Here is a 19,099-nt window from a genome sequence, read left to right as displayed (position 1 = left end):
GTCGCGGTGGGGCGGTCCCGTGGTCGACCATGAGGTCGTGCGATTCGATTCCGTTCCCATGCCGGCGAGCGTCGAGGCCAGACCTCGTGACAGCCGCGGCTATCCGGTACCCGCCATCACTCCTTGGGAGGGCGACGAGCCCCAGTTCGCGCTCACCGACTACGGCCGCAGCGCCGAGTGCGCGCGACGGCGGCTGTGTTCCGTGTGCAACACCCTGATGCCCAAGGGGCCGGTGTGGCGGGTGGTGGGCGCCGCGGAGAGTTCGGCGATCCGCGAGGCGCTCGCCGCCGGGCGGCCGTACCGCAACATGGCGGCGACGCTGGAGGGCCCGGGGCACCGCGCGTGCATGCTCTACGCCTCGATGGTCTGCCCGTATCTGGCGCGCCCCAACGCGCGGCGGGGGCTGACAGCGGAAAACCCGGACGACATGACCGCGCATGTCGTCCGGGGTGCCGTTCGTGGTGAGCTGGGTGCCGTGGTGGGGTTCGGCGACTACGAGTTCGCCGTCACCCCGGCCCAGGTCCTGTTCCGTTTTCTCGATGTGGTCGAGTACCTGCCGCACGACACGGCCGACCAGCACCTGGAGGAGCTACGGGCCGAACTCGCCCGCTCCGGCGGCCGGTTGGGCGGCCGTCAGCCGCGGTAGGCGGGCAGACCGGTGTGCTTGGTGACCTTGACGGGCTTTCCGAAGCCGTGGGCGGTCTTGGTGACGGTGTACGTGCCGTCGGGAGCGCGGAAGGCGATGGTCCTGCCGTTGGGTGACCAGGTGGGCTCGGTGTAGTCCGTGGTGGCGTGCGGGGTGATGTCCTTGACGGCGTTGGTGCCGGCGCTCAGGTCGTCGACGAAGAGGTGGTCGTGCCCGCCGACGGAGCGCACGAAGACGACCTCCTCCACGTCGGGGGCGAGCGCGGGCTCGGAGCCCCTGGCCAGCGCACCGCCCTGCTGACGCAGGTAGTCGTCCCGGATGTAGACCTCGCCGGTGTGGGTGTTCTCGTAGACCGAAGTGCCGTACGACCCGCCGACGTTCGGCCAGGTGTTGTTCGTCTGCGGGACGCCGCCGTCGCCCGGTTCGCCGTACAGGCTGATCTTCGCCGGCGTGCCGTGGTTGCTGGTGGCCTTGACGCGCTCCAGGACGGTGCTGCCGTGGACCTTGGCGGAGAAGATGATGTTGTTCTTCGCGGGGATGCCGTTCGCCCTGTCGGCCGCCGTGACCTGCCAGGTCGGGTGGGACCAGGTCTGGTTGCCCGGGTTGGCGGCGACGGTCACCCGGTGGCCGCCGTCGGGGTCGGAGACCTCCAGGTTGCCGTGGCCGTCGATGAAGGCGGCCTTGGTGCCGCTGGGGTTCCAGGCCAGGTCACGGACGACGGTGCCGAAGTCGATCGACTTGCCGTCGACCCAGACGCGGCGGGTGCCGTCGCTGATGGTGAGGCCCCTGGGCACGGTGAGCGTGTGGGCGGACGCGGACGCGGCGACCATCGCGGCGCCGGCCTTTGCGTCGCGGCCGGAGGACGGAGCGGCCGTCGCGGTGGCGGCAGCGCCACTGAGGGCGAGCAGTGCGGCGACACCTGCCGTGATGACGGCTGCGGTGCTCCGGCGGTTACGAGCGGACATCGAGGTTCCCCCAGGAATGTGAATGACGCTGCGACGAGAGTCTCGCGGGAACCGCCCGCCGTCCCCGGGACCCGAACCGGTCCACTCGGCTTGCCGCCCTTCGCGATGAGAGGAGTCTTCCCCCGGGGGGTGACGGAGCTGTGCGCCTGGCGTCACAGCTGTGCAATAGCGGGTCGGACGAGAAACAGCCCGATGCCCGCGCGCCGGGGTTCCCGTAGTCCCCGCATCCCATTCGCCCGTTCCAGGCCGACTGTGTTCTCCCTGGTCAGAGTGGGTTTCAGCGTTCCAGTGTCCCTAACACCCCGCTGGGCGTGGCGGTTGGGACGGATCACCTCACAAGCTTCGGTCATCCGCTCACCACCCCACCCGAACACCGAAGGGGCACAGCAACATGTCCGGTCTCCGTACCTCCCGCACCCGTCTCGCGGCCGCCGCCGCGACCGCCGTTCTCGCCGCGCTCTCCCTGACCGCGTGCAACGACGGAACGGGCGCCCACGACGAGGGCGCGGCGGCGACCACCTCCACGAGCTCTTCCTCCGCCGCGGCCTCGTCGGGTGCTGCCTCCGGTTCAACGGGTTCGACCGGTTCAACGGGTTCGACGGGCTCCTCCGGCGGCAGGTCAACCGGCGGGTCCACCACCGGTTCGAAGCCCGCCGCCGACGGCTCCGCCTCGAAGGCGTCCGGCGCGTCGGGCAAGCCGGTCACTTGCGAGGGGTCCGACACCAGGACGGTCGCGGCGCCGCTGAACCGTCCGGTGAACCACATGCTGCTGACGGTGACCAACACCGGCAGCAGGACCTGTTTCCTCTACGGCTATCCGGCCGTGCGTTTCGGTGAGGCGCAGTCGGTGCCTCCGGTCATCGAGGACTCGCAGCCGCAGGCGGTTGTCACGTTGGAGCCGGGTCAGTCCGGCTATGCGTCCGTGAGCTTGTCCGCCACGGACGGCAGTGGCTCGAACGGCCACACCGCGAAGTCGCTGGCGGTCTACTTCCAGGGCCGTTCCATGAGCGGGAGCGTGGGCGCGGGTGCCCACCCGTCGCTGCCGGCGAAGGGTGTGTACGTCGACGACTCGCTGAAGGTCACGTACTGGCAGCAGTCGATGAATGACGCCACCAACTGGTGACACCTGAAAGCCCGTTGGACGCACAGCACCTCACGGACCCGGAAGGCAGGCAACCCGTCATGCGCAGCAGCACCCGTAGGATCTCCCGCTTCGTAGGCGCCTACTTCGGCGCGGCCTTCCAGGTCATCGTCATGGGCAGCATGGGCAACACGCAACGCCTGGCGGAGGAGGCGGGGGTCCTCCGCCGCGGTCACGCGGTCTGAACGCACCGGAGCGGACCACACGCCGCGGACCTCTCCAGTCGGCAGCCGAAGGCCCGACCAGCCCTGACCGCAGGCTCGGTCAGCACGAAGCCCGCGGGCGGGGGCCACGGCGGCCACGGCGGCCGGTCTCGACCCTGCCCCGGTCTTTCGAGACGGAGACCGGGCGGCCGGCATCGCGAGGCCCTGGCGACGCGTGAGCTCGGCAGGGAGGCTGCCCTCGGCGCGGTCGACGACCTGCGGCGCTGGATGAGCCGGGGGCGTGTCGTCCTGCCGGAGATCACGGAGGACCGCTTTGGGCGCCGCCCGGTCCGTCCGTGTCCGCCACCGCGCCCTCGACCTCGCCGACGCGGTGAACGTCGCCGCGACACGGAAGCGGACAAGAAGGCGATCTTCATGGAGACGCCCTCGTGGCGGCCGCCGAGGTGCGCGGTGACGAGTGCGTGCTTGCGGCCATGGGGCTTTCCCCGACGGCCGGGCGGTGACGGAGTGCTCCGGAAGGGCGACGGATCAGCGCACGCCTGCCGCGTCGAGCAGGGTGGTCACGGTCGGCGCGACGAGCCCGGTCAGGTCGTCGGCCTGGATTCCCGCGCGGGCGCTGGCGCCGTCGAAGACCAGGCTGAGCTGCCGGGCCAGCAGATCCGGATCGCCCGCACCGCCCTGCTCGGCCTCGGCGCGGAAGAAGGCCGTCAGATTCGCCTTGATCTGACGGGCGACCCGGCTCGCGGGGTGGCTCTGGTCCTTGAGTTCGATCTGCACGGCCAGATACCGGCAGCCTCGGAACTCGGGCGCCCCGGCCTGCGATTCCACCTGCTCGAAAACGTGCAGGATCCGATCGCGGGGTGATGTGCCGTCGTCCGCCGCGGGCAGGAGGGTTGCCACGTAGGCGGAGGCGCGCTCCTTCAGGCTCGCGGCGAGGAGTTCGTCCTTGCTCTCGAACAGCTGGTACATGGAGCGCTTCGACACCCCTGCCGCCCTGCACAGCGCCTCGACGCCGATGCTGACGCCGTCGCGGTAGGTGAGCGTGGCCGCCGCCTCCAGAAGTCGTTCCCTGGGGCTCGGTTTCACTGCGGTGGTCATACCGCGAGGTTAACCCGAAGCGGACGGAATTGAAAACCGATCGGTTTCCCGGGGTTGTCGGAGATGCCCGGGAGGAGGCTCGGCGACGGTCCGGGGGAAGACCGTCGCCGAGCCGTGATGGTGTGTACGCGCCCGTCGTCCCCGGCCGCGCGCCACACACCGGGCCACTCCGAGTAATGGCCCGTCCTGGGTGACCCGCCGCTACGCCGGGACCGCGGTCTTCCCGGGCTTCGTCTCCGCCGGGACGCGGTGCAGTCCCCTGCGGTCGTACCACCCCAGTACGCCGAAGCCGAAGAGCCCGGCCGCCACGAGACCGGCGGCCATCATGATCCAGCCCCGCGTCAGACCCGCGTCGCCCTGGGCGCCGTAGTAGAGGATCGAGCGGATGCCGCCGGTGATCTGCCGCAGCGGCTCGAACTCCGCGAGGAAGCGGTAGAAGCCGGGCAGCGCCTGGATGGGGGTGGTGGCGCCGGCCGTCGGTACCGCCATCGCGATGAAGAACAGGGTGACCAGCAGCATGCCGGGTGTGCCGAAGACCGCGAGGAGGGTGAGCGCGCTGATCCCGGAGACCGCGATGGCGCACACCGAGTACAGCCACAGCAGGGGCAGATGGGAGGCGTCCATGCCCATGATGCCGACCGCGCCGGCCATGATCAGGGTGCCCATCAGCAGGGACAGTCCGGCCATGAGGGTGCTGCCGATGGCGAGGGTCTGTACCCGGGTCGCCCGGATCAGCGGGCGGTGCAGCCGCAGCGGGCCCATGTCGTTGTGGGTGTAGCCGAGGGCGTGGTCGACCTGGCCGCTGATCACGTTGGCGGAGAGCATCCCGCAGACGACCAGGACGAGCGCGTAGTAGAACGCCGTCAGGCCCAGCCCGCTGTGTGAGCCGAGGGGATGGCCGTCCTCGACCGTGACGGCGGCCGGGTCGGCGAGCAGGAGGCGGGCCGCGGCGGGCAGCTTCGCCCGCGCGGTCCCGATCCGCGCGGTCAGCTCCTTGCCCACCTGGAGGGAGGCGTCTTCGGCCGCCAGGGTCGTCGCCGTACGGGCCAGGCCGGAGCCGAGGCTGCCGGCGGACTGGTTGGTGAGCACCGTCAGCGTGGGGCGGGCCGGGGTTCCGGTGGCCGCGGGGCCGGTCAGCGCGGTGACGGAGGAGGTGAAGTCGGCGGGGACGACGAGCGCGCCGAACAGCTTGCCCTTGCCGAGCTCCTCCTTCATCTCCCTCTCGTCCAGCACCTTCCAGTCGATCTTGTCGCCGGCCGCAGCCGACCTCTGGATGGACCCGGTGATCCGCGCCCCGAGGTCGACCCGCTGGCCGCCGACCGCGACTCCCTTGTCGGCGTTGACCAGACCGACGGGCAGGTGCTTCATGTGACCGGCCGGATCGATGTTCGCGCCGACGTAGAACACGGTGAACAGCAGCGCGAGTACGCCGGTGATGACGCCGTTCGTGATCCACAGGGGCTTGGCGCGCAGGACGCGGAAGGGGTGACTGCCGCTCATGACGTACGTGTCTCCCGGTCGGTGGACGTGGAACGCCTCGCCGGGGGCTGCCACCCGCCGGTGACCTCCTTGACGGGCTTGTGGGGGAAGCGGCGCCGGGCGTACTCCTGTGCGTGGGAGCCCGGCAGGACGTAGAGGGTCTCCTTCTTGTCCTGGAGCGGGCGCAGCACGGTGTCCATGAAGCTCTTGCGGTCGTCCAGGTAGGGGCCGAGGACGTCCTCGCCTGCGGGGCAGACGGCGAGGCAGTAGCCGGACTTGTAGCCGGGCGGTGAGGACAGGCTCTGCCACATGGAGGCGCTCTCGGAATCACTGACCCGGGAGCGGTAGTCGGCGGCGTCCTCGCTGTCGGCCACGGTCTGCGCCCAGTCGGTGAACCCGCTCATGAACTCGCGGTAGTTGTGCGTGGTGCAGGCCAGTGCGTCGAAGGCGCCGTCCTTGGCGATGGCGCCGACCGGGCAGGCGGCGACGCACAACTTGCAGTCGATGCAGGGGTTGTAATCCAGAGCCTGCCCGTACTCGCTCACCTCGGCGTCCACCAGGACGGTGACGAGCAGGACGAAGCTGCCGAACTTCGGGTGGATGACGTTGCGGTGCAGGCCCATCACGCCGAGTCCGGCGGCCACGGCGACCGTCTTGTGTGCCACCACCCAGATCCGCTCGCGGGGGAAGCGGTCCATCTCCTGGGGGAAGCCGACGGAGGGATTGAGCGCACGGTATCCGGCGTCCTGGAGTGCCCGGGTGACGCTGCGGGCGGCGTGGTTGGCCTGCTCGTCGGCCTGGTGGAACTCCTGGTTGGCCACGCTGCGGGCGGGGGAGCGGCAGTTGTCGCGGTTCATCCGGACCGCCATCGCGATCAGGGTGCGGGTGCCGGGCAGCGCGGACTGTGCGGGCTCGCGCTCGCCGGTCAGGTCGGGGTGGTCCAGGCTGACCGCGGCGGCGTCGTCCGCCCCGGCCGCGAGGCACAGCTCGCGCAGCCAGGCCGCGTCGATCACCGGCGGCGGGCCGTCCGCTTCTCCGGCCTCCGCCCGCCGGGCGAGTACGGCCTGTACCGACGGGTGGGCCGCCAGCCTCGCCGGAAGCGGGGGACGAGTGGGTTGCCCCTCGGCGCGTGCGGCTGTCATCCGTGCTCCTGGGGATGCGGGTACGAGGCTCGCCACCACGGGCGAGAAACCGATCAGTTTCGCCACCGTAAACCGATCGGTTTCAGTATGCAAGCCCGAGGGGAGGGGTTCGAGTGGGGGCGAGTTGACCGCACTCGCCGTGGACGAACTCGGGCCGGCCCTGGTCCCGGCGGACCGGGCAGGGCCACGCGCCGTCCGCGACAGCATGCCGGAGCGCTCGGTCGCCCTCGGGGGCACGCCCGCGCAGGCGGACGTCGTCGAGACGAACCGCGCCGCACGCCGCTGACGCCTGGCTGCCCGTGCGGTCGGCACGCTTCTGGGGCGCGGACCCGCAGCACGGTACGTACGCCGTCCGCGGTGGCGCGGTGGGCTCGGCACCACGGGCGCGCTTCCACCTCCGGTCGGCGCCGACGAGACCGACCTGCCGACGAGACCGACCTGCCGACGAGACCGACCTGTCGACGGCCGACGCCGCGGGCTGAACCGCTGTGAGCGAGATGCCGGTGACCCGGCGGCCTGCCGGAGGGCCGTGTCGCCGGCTGCTCCGGTGGCTTGCCGCGCGGGCAATTCCGGGGGTTTGTGCGGCAGGCCGCCCAGGGGCTTACGTGGCAGGCGTCCGTGGGTCCGCAGCGGCCCGGGGAGGTGGCGGCACTCCGCCGTGGCGGCACTCCGCCTGCGCTCCAGGGACCTACTCTCCCGTCCCCTCGCCCCGCCCGCACGCGTTCCGGTCATGGCGGCGATGGTTCGCGTCCTCCTGGGCCAGGCGTCGCAGCAGCCTGACGACCGGCTCGAACAGCACGCTGAGCACCACCGCCCGCTCGGCGAGGGCGATGTGGTCCTCGATCCCTTCGAGCTGCGCGAAGTCCAGGTCCGCGGTGGAGGTGGCGAGCCGCGCGTAGGGGATGAGGTCGTCCGTCGTGTAGTCGGTGCCGAGGCGGCTCAGCACCGCGAGGCTCTCGGCGAGTGCCGGGCGGTGCGGTGACGCGTCGGAGATCCGCCAGCCCATGTTCTCGATGAGAGCCTCGACCCTCGCGCCGGCTCCGGCGGATGCGGCCTCGCCCGCGGCACCCCCGGGTTCTTCCTCGTCCCGGCGGGCGCCGTCCTTCCCGTCCTTCCCGCTCGTCTCCGCGGCGGGTACGGGCAGGGCGTGGTGGACGACGGCCAGCGTCTCGAACGCGTCCAGGGGCTGCTCGACGGCTTCGAGTACTTCGCGGGCGCGGGCGACGGGCAGCCCGCCGAGCTGGATGAGGGAACGGATCAGGCGCAGCCGCTGGACGTGCTCCTCGTCGTACTCGACCGTGGTCGGGTTCAGCGCGCGGCCCCCGGGGAGCAGCCCCTCCCGTCGGTAGTACTTGATGGTCGCCACCGGCACCCCGGACCGTCGGCTGAGCTCTGAAATCCTCATGCGCTCCCTCACGCTCAACTGTCCCTCCAGTATCGCGTTACCGGGGGTTGCCCCACCGAGCTCGATAGTGCCACTATCGGGCACTCGGTAGCGGAGCTATCGAGTAATCCCGCCTCGACAACGGAGGGCTACCCATGTCCCAGCGAATCGGCAGAACCCACTGGAAGCGCTTCGCCATCGGCGCGGTGCCGACGGTGGCCGCCACGGCGGCTGTCGCCATCTCCATGGCCCAGGGGGCGCTGGCCGCTTCGTTCAGCATCTCCGGTTCCGACTTCAAGGTCTCGGCCGGTTCGCTGAGCGGCTCCGGATTCGCCAACTACGCGACGGTGGACGTCGCCAAGAACGGCAAGCACATACCCGTCTCCGTCTCGGCCCTCAGGAACGCGAAGATCACCGACATGTGCCAGTCGGTGCCGGTGGACATCCCCGTGCTCGGGACCTACACGATGACGCTCAAGGCCGGTGGCGAGGGCACCGCCGTCAAGGCGAAGAACCTGTACATCGACATGACCGACCTCCAGGCGAAGAGCGGCACCTTCCACAACGTCGACATCGGCGTCGCCACCGGCTCCATCACGAAGGGCCAGGTCAACCCCAAGGACCACGTCGATCCCGACGGCTACGCCCAGCAGGCGGACTCGATCGAGATCATCGACGCCCACCAGAAGGTCTGGGCGACCTCTGCCGGGACGTTCGAACTCGCGGGCCTGCACATGGGCATCGCGGCCGGCCGCCACGACTGCTTCTGACCACGCCCCGCCCCCCTCACAACGCTGACGAGTTGGGACCCTCCCCATGACGAGTGCCGGCGCTCCCGCGCGCCCCCACAGTGACAGCGGCCTCGTTCGCGCGCGCCGGGACTTCCGGGCCTGGCGGCGCACCCGCCCCTTCTGGGCGGGCCTGCTGGTCCTCCTGGCCGCCGCGCCGATCATCTACTTCCCCTACTTCAACCTCTCCCTGGGCGCCCTGTCCGTGGCGATGTCCACCACCGCCGGGGCGGGGTCCCTGGCCATCGGTCTGACGCTGGTCGTCCTCGGCGGGCTCCTCTGGTTCCAGCCGGTCATCAGGTTCTTCGCCGGATGCGTCGCCGTCTTCCTCGGCGTGCTGGCGCTGCCCATCTCCAACTTCGGCGGATTCGTCTTCGGCACGCTGTTCGCGGCCACGGGCGGGCTCCTGGCTCTGGCGTGGGGCCCGGTGGACCCGTCCGACGACACCGAGGAGCCCTCGGGGAGGGCCGGGGAATGACCGACCAGTCGCCCGACCTCGGCGGCGAGGCCGTGGAGCCCCACCGTGCCCGGCCGACGCGGGGCCGCCACGCCGTTCCCCGTCCGTCCGCGCTGACCCGTCTGCGCCTCCCGATCGGGAAGGCTCTGGCACTGACCGCGCTGCCGACCGTCCTCGTCCTGGCGGGTCAGCGTCCACCCGCGGTCGACGCCGGTGCCACCGCGGCTCATTCGGCTCCCGAAGAGACGCCCGGCGGCGCCGACTGCGCCCGCCCCGACCACCCGTCCACCTCCGCTGTCCCCGGCACACCCGGTACCACTGCGTCCTCTACGTCCGCTGCCCCCACCGCGCCCAGTGCCCGCTCGGCCGACAAGTCGGCCGAGCCGTCGGACCACGCGGCTGACGGAGGAACAGCGCCGGTCCCCAGTCCCACGCCCCCTCCCACCGCCACGCCGAGCTCGCGCGCCGCCTCCACCGGCCTCGAAGGCATCCTCGGTTCTCTCTTCAGCGGCGGCACCGCGCGACAAGGCCCGACGCCCGGCGCGAGCCCCTCACCGGCCTCGGCTGCTCCGACGCCGCCCGCCACGCAATCGCCGGCCTCGTCGTCGGGCACAGAACCGTCAGACCCGTCCTCGGCCACGCCACCGACCGGCCCACCGCCGACCACGCCCCCTGCCCTCTCCACCTCCGGCCGCCGGACCACCGAGCCGTCGGCCCGGCCGGAGCCCACGGACGCAGCCGCCCGCACCTGCGACATCAGGGGCCTCGCAGCCCCCGAGGACGCGGGTGCCGGTCGATTCGCCGCCGAGTCCTGGAACCTGAAGGGCAGTCACCTCGACCTGCGCGACCTCGTCTTCGGTGGCGTGGTGACCGTGGACACGGCCGCCGGGCCCAAGCGGGTGCTCAAGTTCTCCGCGGCGGCCGTCACGATCCGCGACCTGCGGATGGCCGTACCCGACGGCCCGCAGATCCAGCACATCGACGGAGCCCCCGGCTCGACGTCCACGCTGCGAGGCGGCCGCATCACCATGTACGTCGAGAGCCTGACGGGCACCCTCTCCGGCGTCGAAGGCATCCCCCTGCCCCCGGCCCTCCGCCTCCACCTCACACCCGACACGGTCCCGGAGTGGCTCTACGACACGGTCGGGAAGCTCGGCCTCAAGCTCCGACTCGGCCTGGCCGACGCCGACATCGACCAGGCCGGACAGACAGGTGGAGCGCTCATCGTCCCCGGGATCCACGGGTACGGAACGCCCCGGTGAAGCCGGGCGACTCCGGCCGGGCCCGCGATGTCGTCGACGATCGGCTTGTCACCCTCACATGGCCACCGCCGAGAGGGAGTCTCCTGGTCACCCACCGCGTGGCTCACGGCGAGGAAACCGCGGCATTCCTGCCGAGCGCCCCCGAATCGGCCCTGACAAACGATGAAACCCCAGGTCACCGGCCTGGGGTTTCGGCGGGCCGCCGCGTCCCACAGCTGCACGGCCGCCGGGGTTCACGGCCGGCGACCCCGTCTGCAGGATGGTGGGTTCCAGCCGGTCGGCGGTGCGGATCCCGCCGACCGGCGGAGTGACCTTCAGTGAACGGTGCGCTGGGATGAGAGGCCCCTGTCTGTGGTGGGGCAGGCTCCGCCGGCGGGGCGGCCGCCGGCCTGTTCCCAGTTCTGAAGCGGATTCAAATGATCTCTGTCCTGATTGTGATCACCACGGTGGTGGCCGGTTGGTCGCTGGTCGCCGGGCGGCTGGAGCAACGGCATGTGCGGGCTCCTCTGGTGCTGGTGCTCGCGGGCGTGGTCACGGGGGTGTTCACCCACAGCCATATCGCTGTCACCCTGAACTCCGAGGTCGCTCAGCATGTGGCCGAGGTCATCCTGGCCGTCCTGCTGTTCGTCGACGCCACCGAGCTGCCGGGCGGGCGGCTGTTCGGCAACGACCCCGGCTCCGCCGCGCGGGCGCTGCTGGTGGCCCTGCCGCTGAGCCTGATCACCATGGTGCTGCTGGGAACGCTGCTGCTGCCCGGGCTGCCGGTGGCGCTGCTGCTGCTCATCGCGTGCATCGTCGTCCCGACCGACTTCGCCCCGGCCGAGACGCTGGTCCGCGACCGGCGTATCCCGGCGAGGGTGCGCAGCGTGCTCAACGTGGAGAGCGGCTACAACGACGGCATCGTGTCGCCCCTCTTCCTGTTCGCACTGATCCTCGTCGGCACCGACTCCGTCACCCGCACGCCCGTGCAAGCCCTCGGCACGGCCGTGCCGTTCGCGCTGAAGGCCCTCGTGGCCGGCTTCGTGGTGGGGGCGCTGGTGGCGTGGCTGATCAACCTGGCCGACCGCGCGGAGTGGATGACGGAGCAGTCCCGGCGGATCGTCGTGCTGGTCACACCGCTGCTCGCCTACACCGTGACCACCGCGATGGACGGCAACGGCTTCGTGGCCTCGTTCGTGTGCGGGATCGCCTTCCGTTACGTCAGACAGGCGCCGGTCCGCCGACGGGGCGCTTCGGCTCCCCACGCCTCGGACTTCCAGCTCATCGAGGACACCAACTCGATGATGACGATGTGCATGTGGTTCTTCTTCGGCAACGCCGTGGTGCTCGCCGTGGGCGACGGCGTCCAGTGGCCCACCGTCGTGCTCTGCGTCGCCGCGCTCACCGTCGTGCGCATCCTTCCGATCATGCTCGCCTTCCTCGGCTCGACGTTCACCTGGCGAGAGAGGCTCATGGTCGGCGCGCTCGGACCACGCGGCACCACCTCCATCGTGTTCGGCCTGCTCGCCTTCAACGCTCTGCCGGACGGGCCGTACGCCGACACCGCCCTGTACGCCATGACCCTGACGGTGCTCGGCAGCGTTCTGCTCCACGGCGCCGGCTCGACGGCCATCGCCCGGTCCCTGACCGGCCCGCATCGTGACCCCGACGGCTCCTACTCCAGGCCGGTCCTCTCCAGCCACTCGGCGGGGGCGGACCCGACAGTCGCCGGATGTGCGGAAAGCGGTCGCGCTTCCAGGCTGGAGGCATGACACAGCATGTTCGCAACAAGGAGCCCGAGACCGGCCTCAGGACATCGGCCGACACCGGCCCGGCGGGCCGTGACGTCACACCCCGCAAAGGCGGGCTGCGGGAACTTCTCGGCCTGACGCTGGCGGCGGGCGCCGCTGTCCTGTTCGTCGTCCGTCCCGAGTTGTACGAGGCAGGGGTGCACATCGTCGCCACGCGGGCGGCCTCACTGGTCCACTGAACCGGCGATCGGAGATCTCCTTCGGTGTGGGGTCTCCGCCGGCCCGGCCCCGGCCCCGCCGCCTCCTTCGCCGGCTTTGGTCGCCCCGGTTTCCCTGTGTGCAGGCGACTCCTGGCCGTCGTACGCCCTGAACTCCGCGATGACATCGTGCGCGCACACGCCACGAGGGCCCCTCGAACCGGCCCGTTGAGCCCACGCCCCCAAGGCCCCCGTGCGGGCCGGTGCCCGCAGCCGCTGACGCGGTGCGCGGCCGACCACGTAGGAAAGGAATCCTTTGAATCCTCCCCTCCCTTGAACGACTCCGTTGGGGATCTCTCATTTCGGGTGGTGTGGTCCGAGGAGTCGGGTGAGGTGGGTGGAGCGCGTGGGTTCGGGGAGGGCGCCGTGTTCCCTCCACGCCGCCCTGCTGCGCACGCGGACGAGTTGGCCGGGCATCAGCGACAAGGCGCGAGCCGAGCGACGAACGCGGCGTCGTGATCAACCTGACAGCGCGTGCAGCAGTTCCTGGACCAGGAGCAGCTGTGGGAGGTTCCTCCCCTTGCGGGCCGGGCAGACCGTTCCGGCCGGGATGGGGCAGGGAGCCGAGCCACCCCGGCCGGACCTCACCGCACGTACTTGGCGGGCCTGGTCGCGGTGTTGAGCAGATGCTCCAGGGGCCCGCGGCGGAAGAAGCGGGACCAGATCGTGGCGAACACGGTCGCCCCGAGGACGTACATGAGCAGTGGCACCCATGACTGCTGGGTGCCGGTCCCGGCGGGGGTCGACAGCACGGACTGTGCGACGAAGTGGCCGACGTAGGCCGTCAGGGACATGGTGCCCACGGCGATGACCGGTTTCGCCAGGCGGCGCAGTCGCGGCAGGCGGTCCATCAGCACCGTCGCGCCCACGATCACGAGGATCGCGACGCCCACGCTGCCGATGATGTCGAACGTGGTGCCGCTGTGCGGCCCGGCGGACAACAGATCCGAGAACGACAGCCGGTGTTCCATGGACCCGCTGCCCATGGACGCCGTCCCGGAGCCACCGGACGACGGCATGTCCTCCGCCGTGCTCCTCAACGCGTTCTTGCCCGCCAGCAGCAGGGACAAGCCGTAAGCCCCCACGACGAGGCCGGCGCCCAGCGCGGCCAGGCGCCGCTGGACGGCAGCCGCCGACAGGTCCAGGCGAGCCAGCGTCATGCCGGCGATCACGAACGGCATCCACGTGATCGTCGGATAGAAGCCCGTGAGCAGCAGATCGAGCACCCCCACCTCGCTGAGCCGGTGGAGCGGGTCGTAGGCGTTGACGCTCTGCTGGACGGAGTCGCTCAGCCGCGCCGTCAGGACGAACGCCAGCTGTGGCGTCACGAGCGCGAGCCCCGCCGCGATCGTCGCGAGGGCCCCCGCGCTCAGCCGCACCAGGGGCAGGGCGAGGAGGAAGTAGACGCCGTAGAAGCCCAGGATGATCACGCCGCCGTATTCCATCGCCATGGCGGTGCCCAGCGCCAGCAGGATCACGGCGCGGATCGCGATCCGGGCTTTCGCCTGCCGGCCGGCCAGTCCGGTCCTCGGCTCGAAGCGGCCTGCGATCAGCATCAGCGAGAACCCGGCGAGGGTGGCGAACAGGACCGAAGAGTGGCCGTCGGCCAGGTAGCGGACCCAGCCGGCGACGCCGTGTGTGGCCGACAGCGGTGGGCCGATGTGCACGACGTACATGCCGAACACCGCCAGCGCTCGTGCCAGGTCCACTCCGACCAGGCGTCCCATCGAGGGACCGCCGGGGCGCTGCCCGGCGGACTCGGGCGAGGTTCGGGGCCGTGAAGGCGAGTTCTGCTGCGGATCAGGTGTCTCCTGCGGCGGCTGTGTCCGTGTCATACACGGAATCCTTCGGCGCCGTCGGAAGACGGCCCATCCGGCAGGCTTCGGCAACACCCCCGCCGACCGGCCGGGACCGCCCCGCCGACCAGCGGGCCCGGCCGGCCGACTGCCTTGTGAGATGACGGCGTTGGCCACCACGACCGCGGAGAGGATGACGCGGGTACCGGCGGGCATGACTGACCCGCCGACGAGCCGGAGCGCTCCCCCCGAGCGGCTGGAACCGGCCTGCCGGGTGGCGGGTGTCCACGGCGGCGGCACCGTCGCGCGCCGTGCCGGACGTACTGTCGACGGCAGGCGATCACCGTAGGAGAACGTGGACGCCCCCATGCGGGGTGTACGGGCCGCCGAGAAGCTGGACAGAGCAGACGAGTGTGAGGCGGAACGCCGGTGATCCGGGTAGTGGTGGTGGACGACGAGGCGCTGGTGCGGTCCGGGTTCGAGCTGATCCTGAACGCCTCCGACGGCATCCAGGTCGTGGCGACCGCGGAAGGAGCGCAGGCCGTCGACGTGATCCGGCGCGAGCACCCGGACGTCGTGCTCCTCGACATCCGCATGCCGGACGTGGACGGCCTGACCGTCCTGAGGGAGATCCAGACGCTGCCCGAGCCGCCGACGGTGGCCATGCTGACCACCTTCGACACCGACGAGTACATCCTGACCGCGCTGCGCTCCGGAGCCGCGGGCTTCCTGCTCAAGGACACCGAGCCCGAACAACTCGCCCACCTCGTACGCACTCTGGCCGCGGGCGGCGTGGTGCTGTCCCCGAAAGCCTCGCGGGCTCTGCTGCGCGGCCATCCAGGGGCGGGCACGCCCCAGGACGCGGACGTGGCGCGCGTGAATCTGCTCAGCGACCGCGAACGTGACGTCCTCGTCCTGATCGCGGAAGGACTGTCCAACGCCGACATCGGCACCCGCATCCATCTGAGCGCGGGCACCGTCAAGGACCACGTCAGCTCGATCCTGACCAAGCTCCGGGTCTCCAGCCGTGTCCAGGCGGCGCTCCTCGCGGAGCGCGCCGGACTGCTCAGCGACGACGGCGCCGACACGGCACGGAACAACGGGCGATGAGCACGGGGCAGGCACTGTGGCGGCGGATGCCGCCCTGGGCCGTCGACGCGGGCCTCGTGGTGCTCGCCGCGCTCGACGCCTGGATCAACCTCTACGACGAGGCGACACCGTTCATGTGGGCCTGCGCCGCCCTCGGGTGCGCCGGACTGTTCCTGCGCAGGCGCTTTCCCCTGGCCGCCTTCCTGCTGACACTGCCCATGACCCTGTTCATGGACGTGGCGGTCGCGCCGATCGCCACCCTGTACACACTGGCCGCGTGCTCCCGTAACCGCCCGCTGCTGGCCGGCTGCGCCCTGCTGAACGCGGCGGCCAGCACCCTCGTCTGGCCCCTGTCCGACTCGTTCTCCGGCGACCGGACCTGGACGCTCGTCCAGTTCGTCTACACGCTGGCCACGGCCTTCGCCCCGATCCTGTTCGGCCAGCTCGTGCAGGCCAGACACGACGTGGCCCGTCAGCTCGTCGAGGTCGAAGTGGCCCGCGAACACGAAAGCGCCCTGTACGCCCAGGCCGTCCTCGCCCGCGAACGCGCCCAACTGGCCCGCGAGATGCACGACGTCGTCTCCCACCAGGTCAGCCTCATCGCCGTACAGGCCGGAGCCCTGCAGGTCGCCGCCAAGGACCCCGACGCCCGCGACGCCGCCCGCACCATCCGCACCCTGAGCGTGAACACCCTCGACGAACTCCGCCACATGGTCACCCTGCTGCGCGCCTCCGGCGGCAAGGAAACCGAACTCACCCCCCAGCCCACCCTCGCCGGCCTCCAGCAGCTGATCGCCAACAGCGGCATCGAGACCACCCTGACCGGCGGGCTCCCGCCCGGCATCAGCACAACCGCCCAGCGCACCGTCTACCGCACGGTCCAGGAAGCCCTCACGAACGTACGCAAGCACGCTCCCGGCGCCCGCGCCGAGGTACGCCTGTGGCACGAAGCGCAGCACTTCGGCGTCACCGTCACCAACACCGCCCCCACCCGCCCCTCCGTCGCCCTGCCCAGCGCCCGGCACGGCCTGATCGGCCTGAAAGAACGCGCCGAACTGCTCAACGGCACCCTCACCGCCGAACCCACCCCCCAGGGCGGATACAAGATCGCACTACGGGCCCCCACCCGGCCCGCCTGAGCAAAGCTTCGCGGAGGACTGCGACCTCACGACCGTAAGAGGTGACGAGCAGCCCTGCCGGACCGGCGTCGAGGCGGGGCACGACGCCCTCTTCCGCGGGCCGTACGCCGGAACCGCCCGCGCCGCCCGGTCGGCGCCCGCCGACCCCTCGTCTCCGCCCCGACCCGGCCATGGTCGAGGCGGAGCCGACGATCACCACAGTGGACGGCGAGCCGCCGGCCGCCACGCCCGCGTCGGCCGTCGTGGAACGGACAGCGGAGGGCCACTGGAGGTTGACTCGGAACACGGCTCCGGCGGCCCGCGACCACAGCACCCGCCCGAACAGCTCCCGGAACCGACCGGGACCGGATCAGTCGGCCAGCCGGTTGACGGCAGCGGCGGCGATGCCTTCCATGTAGCCGGGGTCGTCGCTGGGCTGACCGGTGAGTTCGACGATGCCGAACCTGTGGCCGCTGCGGATCACCGCGACGCCGCCGGCGACCTTGCCGTCGCCGTTGAAGGCCGGGTACCAACTGCCCCCGCCGGCCTTGACGGTGATCGCGTGCCCCTTGCCGTAGTACCAGTGACCACGAGGCTCGTCCTGGCAGCCGCGCACCAGCTTGTCGAGCTGCTTCTCGTACGACGCCGCCGATGTGTCGGTGGAGCCGTCCGCGGCGGATTCGGTCAGCAAGGTGCCCTTGGTGTCGAAGGTCCAGGTCACGTCGGCGTAGGCGGCGGCCTTGCCCTTGGTCAGCTCTCGCATCGTCTCCTCGCCGGAGCACGCCGAGAGAGCCTGCTTCCCGGTCAGGTCCACCGTCGCGCGGACCGGGGCCAGGCCCTGCTGGAAGAAGTCGTCACTCTGCATCAGGCCGGCGGAGCCGAGGCCGGGTGCGGCAGGAGCGGCGGCAGACGCGGTCGCCGACCGGCTCGCGGAAGTCGTGTCCGCGCCGGCGGCGGGAAACGCGCCGATGCCGATCGCTATCAGTGCGGCACCGAGGGAGGCGGCTGCTCCTGCGGTGCGACCGCGAGGCGCGAACTTCCTGTGGGCTGCCTGGTTGTCGAACATCTCATCTCCTGTCTGGTCGCGACGCGGTTGGCGTCGTCATACGTCTGGGAGATGCCGGAGGTACGGGAGATGTTGGATGGCGATCTGCCGCGGTCGATGTGATCCACGTCACGTCTGCCGGTGGGCCTGGGGTGGTCTCAGAGCCGTGTCACGGCCGCACGGACGATCCGCGTCATCGCAGCCGAGCCCAGGCAGGCATCGACCTCCAGGATCCCGTAGTGAGAGCCGTTGCGGAGTACGGCGACGCCTCCGCACGGCTCCTTGCCCCGTGGAGCGGTCCCTGTGGTGTTCAGATCGCCGCTGTAGACACCCATCCAACTCGCGGTGATGTCCCCAGCGACGTCGATCGTGTGCGTCGGCCCGTAGACCCAGTGCGTGGCCGGTTCGCTCTGGCACGGCACCTCCTCCAACAGCAGGCGCTCGGCGTAGTTCTGAGCCAGTGCCCGGCTTCCGGCGTCGCCGGCGACTTCGCGTGCGACCTGATCGCCGATGTTCGCCGCCTCGGTGGAGTCGCCGCTGCCCCTGTCCTTGGTCGTCACCAGGCCGCGGAAGTGTGCGTCGTACGCTCCCAGGGTCTCGCCGAGGGTCTTCTCGCCGGTGCAGGTCGCGTTGGCGTAGTTGCCGTCTCCGACGCGGTCCCGCACGTATATGCGCTTGGAGAGACCGACCTTCGTGAACTCGGCCGCTGTCAGCAGGTGCCGGTTCGTCATGGGTCCGCTCGCGGGCCTCGGAGCCGGAGAGCCGCTGCCCGGCGGGGACGCCGCAGCGCCCGGCGTCACCGTCGGGGTGGCCCGAGCAGCGGGAGCGGGCAGCACGAACCGGCCGGTCAACAGGCCGAGTCCGACGGCTACCGCCAGGATGACGACGATCGTCCGAGGCCGCACGGCAGCACCTCCCGGCCCGCGATCGAGCTGAGAGCGAAGGGGGAGCGGGAAGCCGGGGCGTCTCAGAAGGCACCGCCGAGGCGGTCCCGCATGAAGCGACGAGCCTGATGGATGCGGTCCTTGACCGTGCCCAGAGGAGCGTCGGTGATCTCGGCCACCTGAAGATAGGTCAGGTCGCCGAGATCGCGGAGCACAAAGGACTCCACCAGGGCCGGGTGCCGCTCCTCCAGTGCCGCCAGCGACTCCATCAGGTCCAGGCGGGTCCCCGCGATGACGCTCGTCGTCCGGGGGTCGACACCGTCGGGAACGACCGCATGACTGTCCTCCGCACGGCGGCGCATCGAGCGATACGTGGCCCTGGCGGCGTTCGACGCGATCACTGTCACCCAACCGAGGAACGAGCCCCGCCCGCTGTACTCGTGCAGATGCGTGCTGATGGACAACAGAGCGTCCTGCGCGGCCTCTTCGGCGTCGGCGTGGTGCGGAAGAAACCGGGAGCAGCGGCGCATGACGGTGGGCCGGAGCCTGGTGAGGAGGCGGTCCAAGGACGCCCGGTCACCTGCCTGGGCAGACGCCACCAGGTGCGTCAGCTCATCCTCCTCGAGCACGCTGCTGTCCCCCCGCTATCGTCAG

20 protein-coding genes and 1 pseudogene are annotated in these 19,099 nt (G+C 71.0%); 12 read left to right on the top strand and 9 right to left on the bottom strand.

Annotation, left to right across the window (positions count from 1 at the left end):
- Nucleotides 1–37: 37 nt before the first annotated feature.
- Nucleotides 38–646: a hypothetical protein gene (locus LJ657_RS41855; protein WP_232654942.1), complete on the top strand. Its 609-nt coding sequence runs from the start codon at nt 38–40 to the stop codon at nt 644–646.
- Here the strand turns inward: LJ657_RS41855 and LJ657_RS41850 are convergent.
- Nucleotides 634–1,611 carry a TolB family protein gene (locus LJ657_RS41850; protein WP_232654941.1) on the bottom strand — a complete coding sequence of 326 codons (978 nt, stop codon included), beginning with the start codon at nt 1,609–1,611 and terminating at the stop codon, nt 634–636. The two genes, LJ657_RS41855 and LJ657_RS41850, sit on opposite strands and share 13 nt — an antisense overlap.
- Before the next feature lie 391 nt (nt 1,612–2,002).
- Between LJ657_RS41850 and LJ657_RS41845 the strand changes: the two genes are divergently transcribed.
- From LJ657_RS41845 to LJ657_RS48800, 3 genes and pseudogenes are all read left to right on the top strand, one after another.
- A complete protein-coding gene (locus LJ657_RS41845; protein WP_232654940.1) occupies nt 2,003–2,734 on the top strand; it encodes a DUF4232 domain-containing protein in 732 nt (243 codons plus the stop codon).
- 59 nt (nt 2,735–2,793) lie between these two features.
- Nucleotides 2,794–2,937 (top strand): hypothetical protein, encoded by a 144-nt coding sequence (locus LJ657_RS41840; protein ID WP_232654939.1) that lies wholly within the window; start codon nt 2,794–2,796, stop codon nt 2,935–2,937.
- A 183-nt stretch (nt 2,938–3,120) separates the two neighbouring features.
- Nucleotides 3,121–3,298: pseudogene (locus tag LJ657_RS48800) on the top strand (VapC toxin family PIN domain ribonuclease); the annotation flags it as partial.
- A 146-nt stretch (nt 3,299–3,444) separates the two neighbouring features.
- Here LJ657_RS48800 and LJ657_RS41835 read toward each other — a convergent pair.
- From LJ657_RS41835 to LJ657_RS41825, 3 genes are all read right to left on the bottom strand, one after another.
- On the bottom strand, nt 3,445–4,014 hold the full coding sequence (locus LJ657_RS41835) for a TetR/AcrR family transcriptional regulator (protein WP_232654938.1): 570 nt from the start codon (nt 4,012–4,014) through the stop codon (nt 3,445–3,447).
- Between the two features lie 201 nt (nt 4,015–4,215).
- Nucleotides 4,216–5,514: a DUF3533 domain-containing protein gene (locus tag LJ657_RS41830; protein WP_232654968.1), complete on the bottom strand. Its 1,299-nt coding sequence runs from the start codon at nt 5,512–5,514 to the stop codon at nt 4,216–4,218.
- Complete coding sequence (locus LJ657_RS41825) at nt 5,511–6,635, bottom strand: 4Fe-4S binding protein (protein ID WP_232654937.1); 1,125 nt, start codon at nt 6,633–6,635, stop codon at nt 5,511–5,513. Before LJ657_RS41825 ends, LJ657_RS41830 begins: the two co-directional genes overlap by 4 nt.
- Nucleotides 6,636–6,759: 124 nt before the next feature.
- Between LJ657_RS41825 and LJ657_RS41820 the strand changes: the two genes are divergently transcribed.
- The gene (locus tag LJ657_RS41820; protein WP_232654936.1) at nt 6,760–6,921 is read left to right on the top strand and encodes a hypothetical protein; all 162 of its coding nucleotides are present in this window, start codon (nt 6,760–6,762) and stop codon (nt 6,919–6,921) included.
- 402 nt (nt 6,922–7,323) lie between these two features.
- On the opposite strand, the gene LJ657_RS41815 is transcribed toward LJ657_RS41820, so the two are convergent.
- Nucleotides 7,324–8,040: a MerR family transcriptional regulator gene (locus tag LJ657_RS41815; protein WP_232654935.1), complete on the bottom strand. Its 717-nt coding sequence runs from the start codon at nt 8,038–8,040 to the stop codon at nt 7,324–7,326.
- A 134-nt stretch (nt 8,041–8,174) separates the two neighbouring features.
- On the opposite strand from LJ657_RS41815, the gene LJ657_RS41810 reads away from it, so the two are divergent.
- The 5 genes from LJ657_RS41810 (at nt 8,175) to LJ657_RS41790 (ending at nt 12,495) form a co-directional block, all read left to right on the top strand.
- Nucleotides 8,175–8,789, top strand: a complete 615-nt coding sequence (locus tag LJ657_RS41810; protein WP_232654934.1) for a DUF6230 family protein — start codon at nt 8,175–8,177, stop codon at nt 8,787–8,789.
- Nucleotides 8,790–8,835: 46 nt separating this feature from the next.
- On the top strand, nt 8,836–9,285 hold the full coding sequence (locus LJ657_RS41805) for a DUF6114 domain-containing protein (protein ID WP_232654933.1): 450 nt from the start codon (nt 8,836–8,838) through the stop codon (nt 9,283–9,285).
- Nucleotides 9,282–10,526: a hypothetical protein gene (locus LJ657_RS41800; protein WP_232654932.1), complete on the top strand. Its 1,245-nt coding sequence runs from the start codon at nt 9,282–9,284 to the stop codon at nt 10,524–10,526. The genes LJ657_RS41805 and LJ657_RS41800 overlap by 4 nt, the downstream gene beginning before the upstream one ends.
- A gap of 416 nt (nt 10,527–10,942) precedes the next feature.
- On the top strand, nt 10,943–12,277 hold the full coding sequence (locus LJ657_RS41795; RefSeq protein WP_232654931.1) for a cation:proton antiporter: 1,335 nt from the start codon (nt 10,943–10,945) through the stop codon (nt 12,275–12,277).
- Nucleotides 12,274–12,495: a hypothetical protein gene (locus LJ657_RS41790; RefSeq protein WP_232654930.1), complete on the top strand. Its 222-nt coding sequence runs from the start codon at nt 12,274–12,276 to the stop codon at nt 12,493–12,495. The genes LJ657_RS41795 and LJ657_RS41790 overlap by 4 nt, the downstream gene beginning before the upstream one ends.
- 602 nt (nt 12,496–13,097) lie before the next feature.
- Here the strand turns inward: LJ657_RS41790 and LJ657_RS41785 are convergent.
- Entirely contained in the window at nt 13,098–14,348 is a 1,251-nt protein-coding gene (locus LJ657_RS41785) for a DUF418 domain-containing protein (RefSeq protein ID WP_232654929.1), read from the bottom strand.
- Nucleotides 14,349–14,750: 402 nt separating this feature from the next.
- On the opposite strand from LJ657_RS41785, the gene LJ657_RS41780 reads away from it, so the two are divergent.
- Together LJ657_RS41780 and LJ657_RS41775 are read left to right on the top strand one after the other, a co-directional pair.
- Nucleotides 14,751–15,419, top strand: a complete 669-nt coding sequence (locus LJ657_RS41780) for a response regulator (protein ID WP_232654967.1) — start codon at nt 14,751–14,753, stop codon at nt 15,417–15,419.
- Nucleotides 15,416–16,537 carry a sensor histidine kinase gene (locus LJ657_RS41775; protein WP_232654928.1) on the top strand — a complete coding sequence of 374 codons (1,122 nt, stop codon included), beginning with the start codon at nt 15,416–15,418 and terminating at the stop codon, nt 16,535–16,537. The genes LJ657_RS41780 and LJ657_RS41775 overlap by 4 nt, the downstream gene beginning before the upstream one ends.
- A 349-nt stretch (nt 16,538–16,886) precedes the next feature.
- On the opposite strand, the gene LJ657_RS41770 is transcribed toward LJ657_RS41775, so the two are convergent.
- The 3 genes from LJ657_RS41770 to LJ657_RS41760 all read right to left on the bottom strand — a co-directional run bounded on the left by LJ657_RS41770 (nt 16,887) and on the right by LJ657_RS41760 (nt 19,074).
- A complete protein-coding gene (locus LJ657_RS41770; RefSeq protein ID WP_232654927.1) occupies nt 16,887–17,582 on the bottom strand; it encodes a hypothetical protein in 696 nt (231 codons plus the stop codon).
- A gap of 137 nt (nt 17,583–17,719) precedes the next feature.
- Nucleotides 17,720–18,466, bottom strand: a complete 747-nt coding sequence (locus LJ657_RS41765) for a hypothetical protein (RefSeq protein ID WP_232654926.1) — start codon at nt 18,464–18,466, stop codon at nt 17,720–17,722.
- A gap of 62 nt (nt 18,467–18,528) precedes the next feature.
- Nucleotides 18,529–19,074 carry an RNA polymerase sigma factor gene (locus LJ657_RS41760; RefSeq protein ID WP_232654925.1) on the bottom strand — a complete coding sequence of 182 codons (546 nt, stop codon included), beginning with the start codon at nt 19,072–19,074 and terminating at the stop codon, nt 18,529–18,531.
- Between the last annotated feature and the right edge of the window lie 25 nt (nt 19,075–19,099).

Origin of the sequence: Streptomyces guryensis, assembly GCF_021261325.1 — a bacterium.
Classification (GTDB): Bacteria; Actinomycetota; Actinomycetes; order Streptomycetales; family Streptomycetaceae; genus Streptomyces; species Streptomyces guryensis.
Note: the sequence above shows the minus strand (reverse complement) of the source record. Positions and strands in the feature narration are given on the sequence as shown.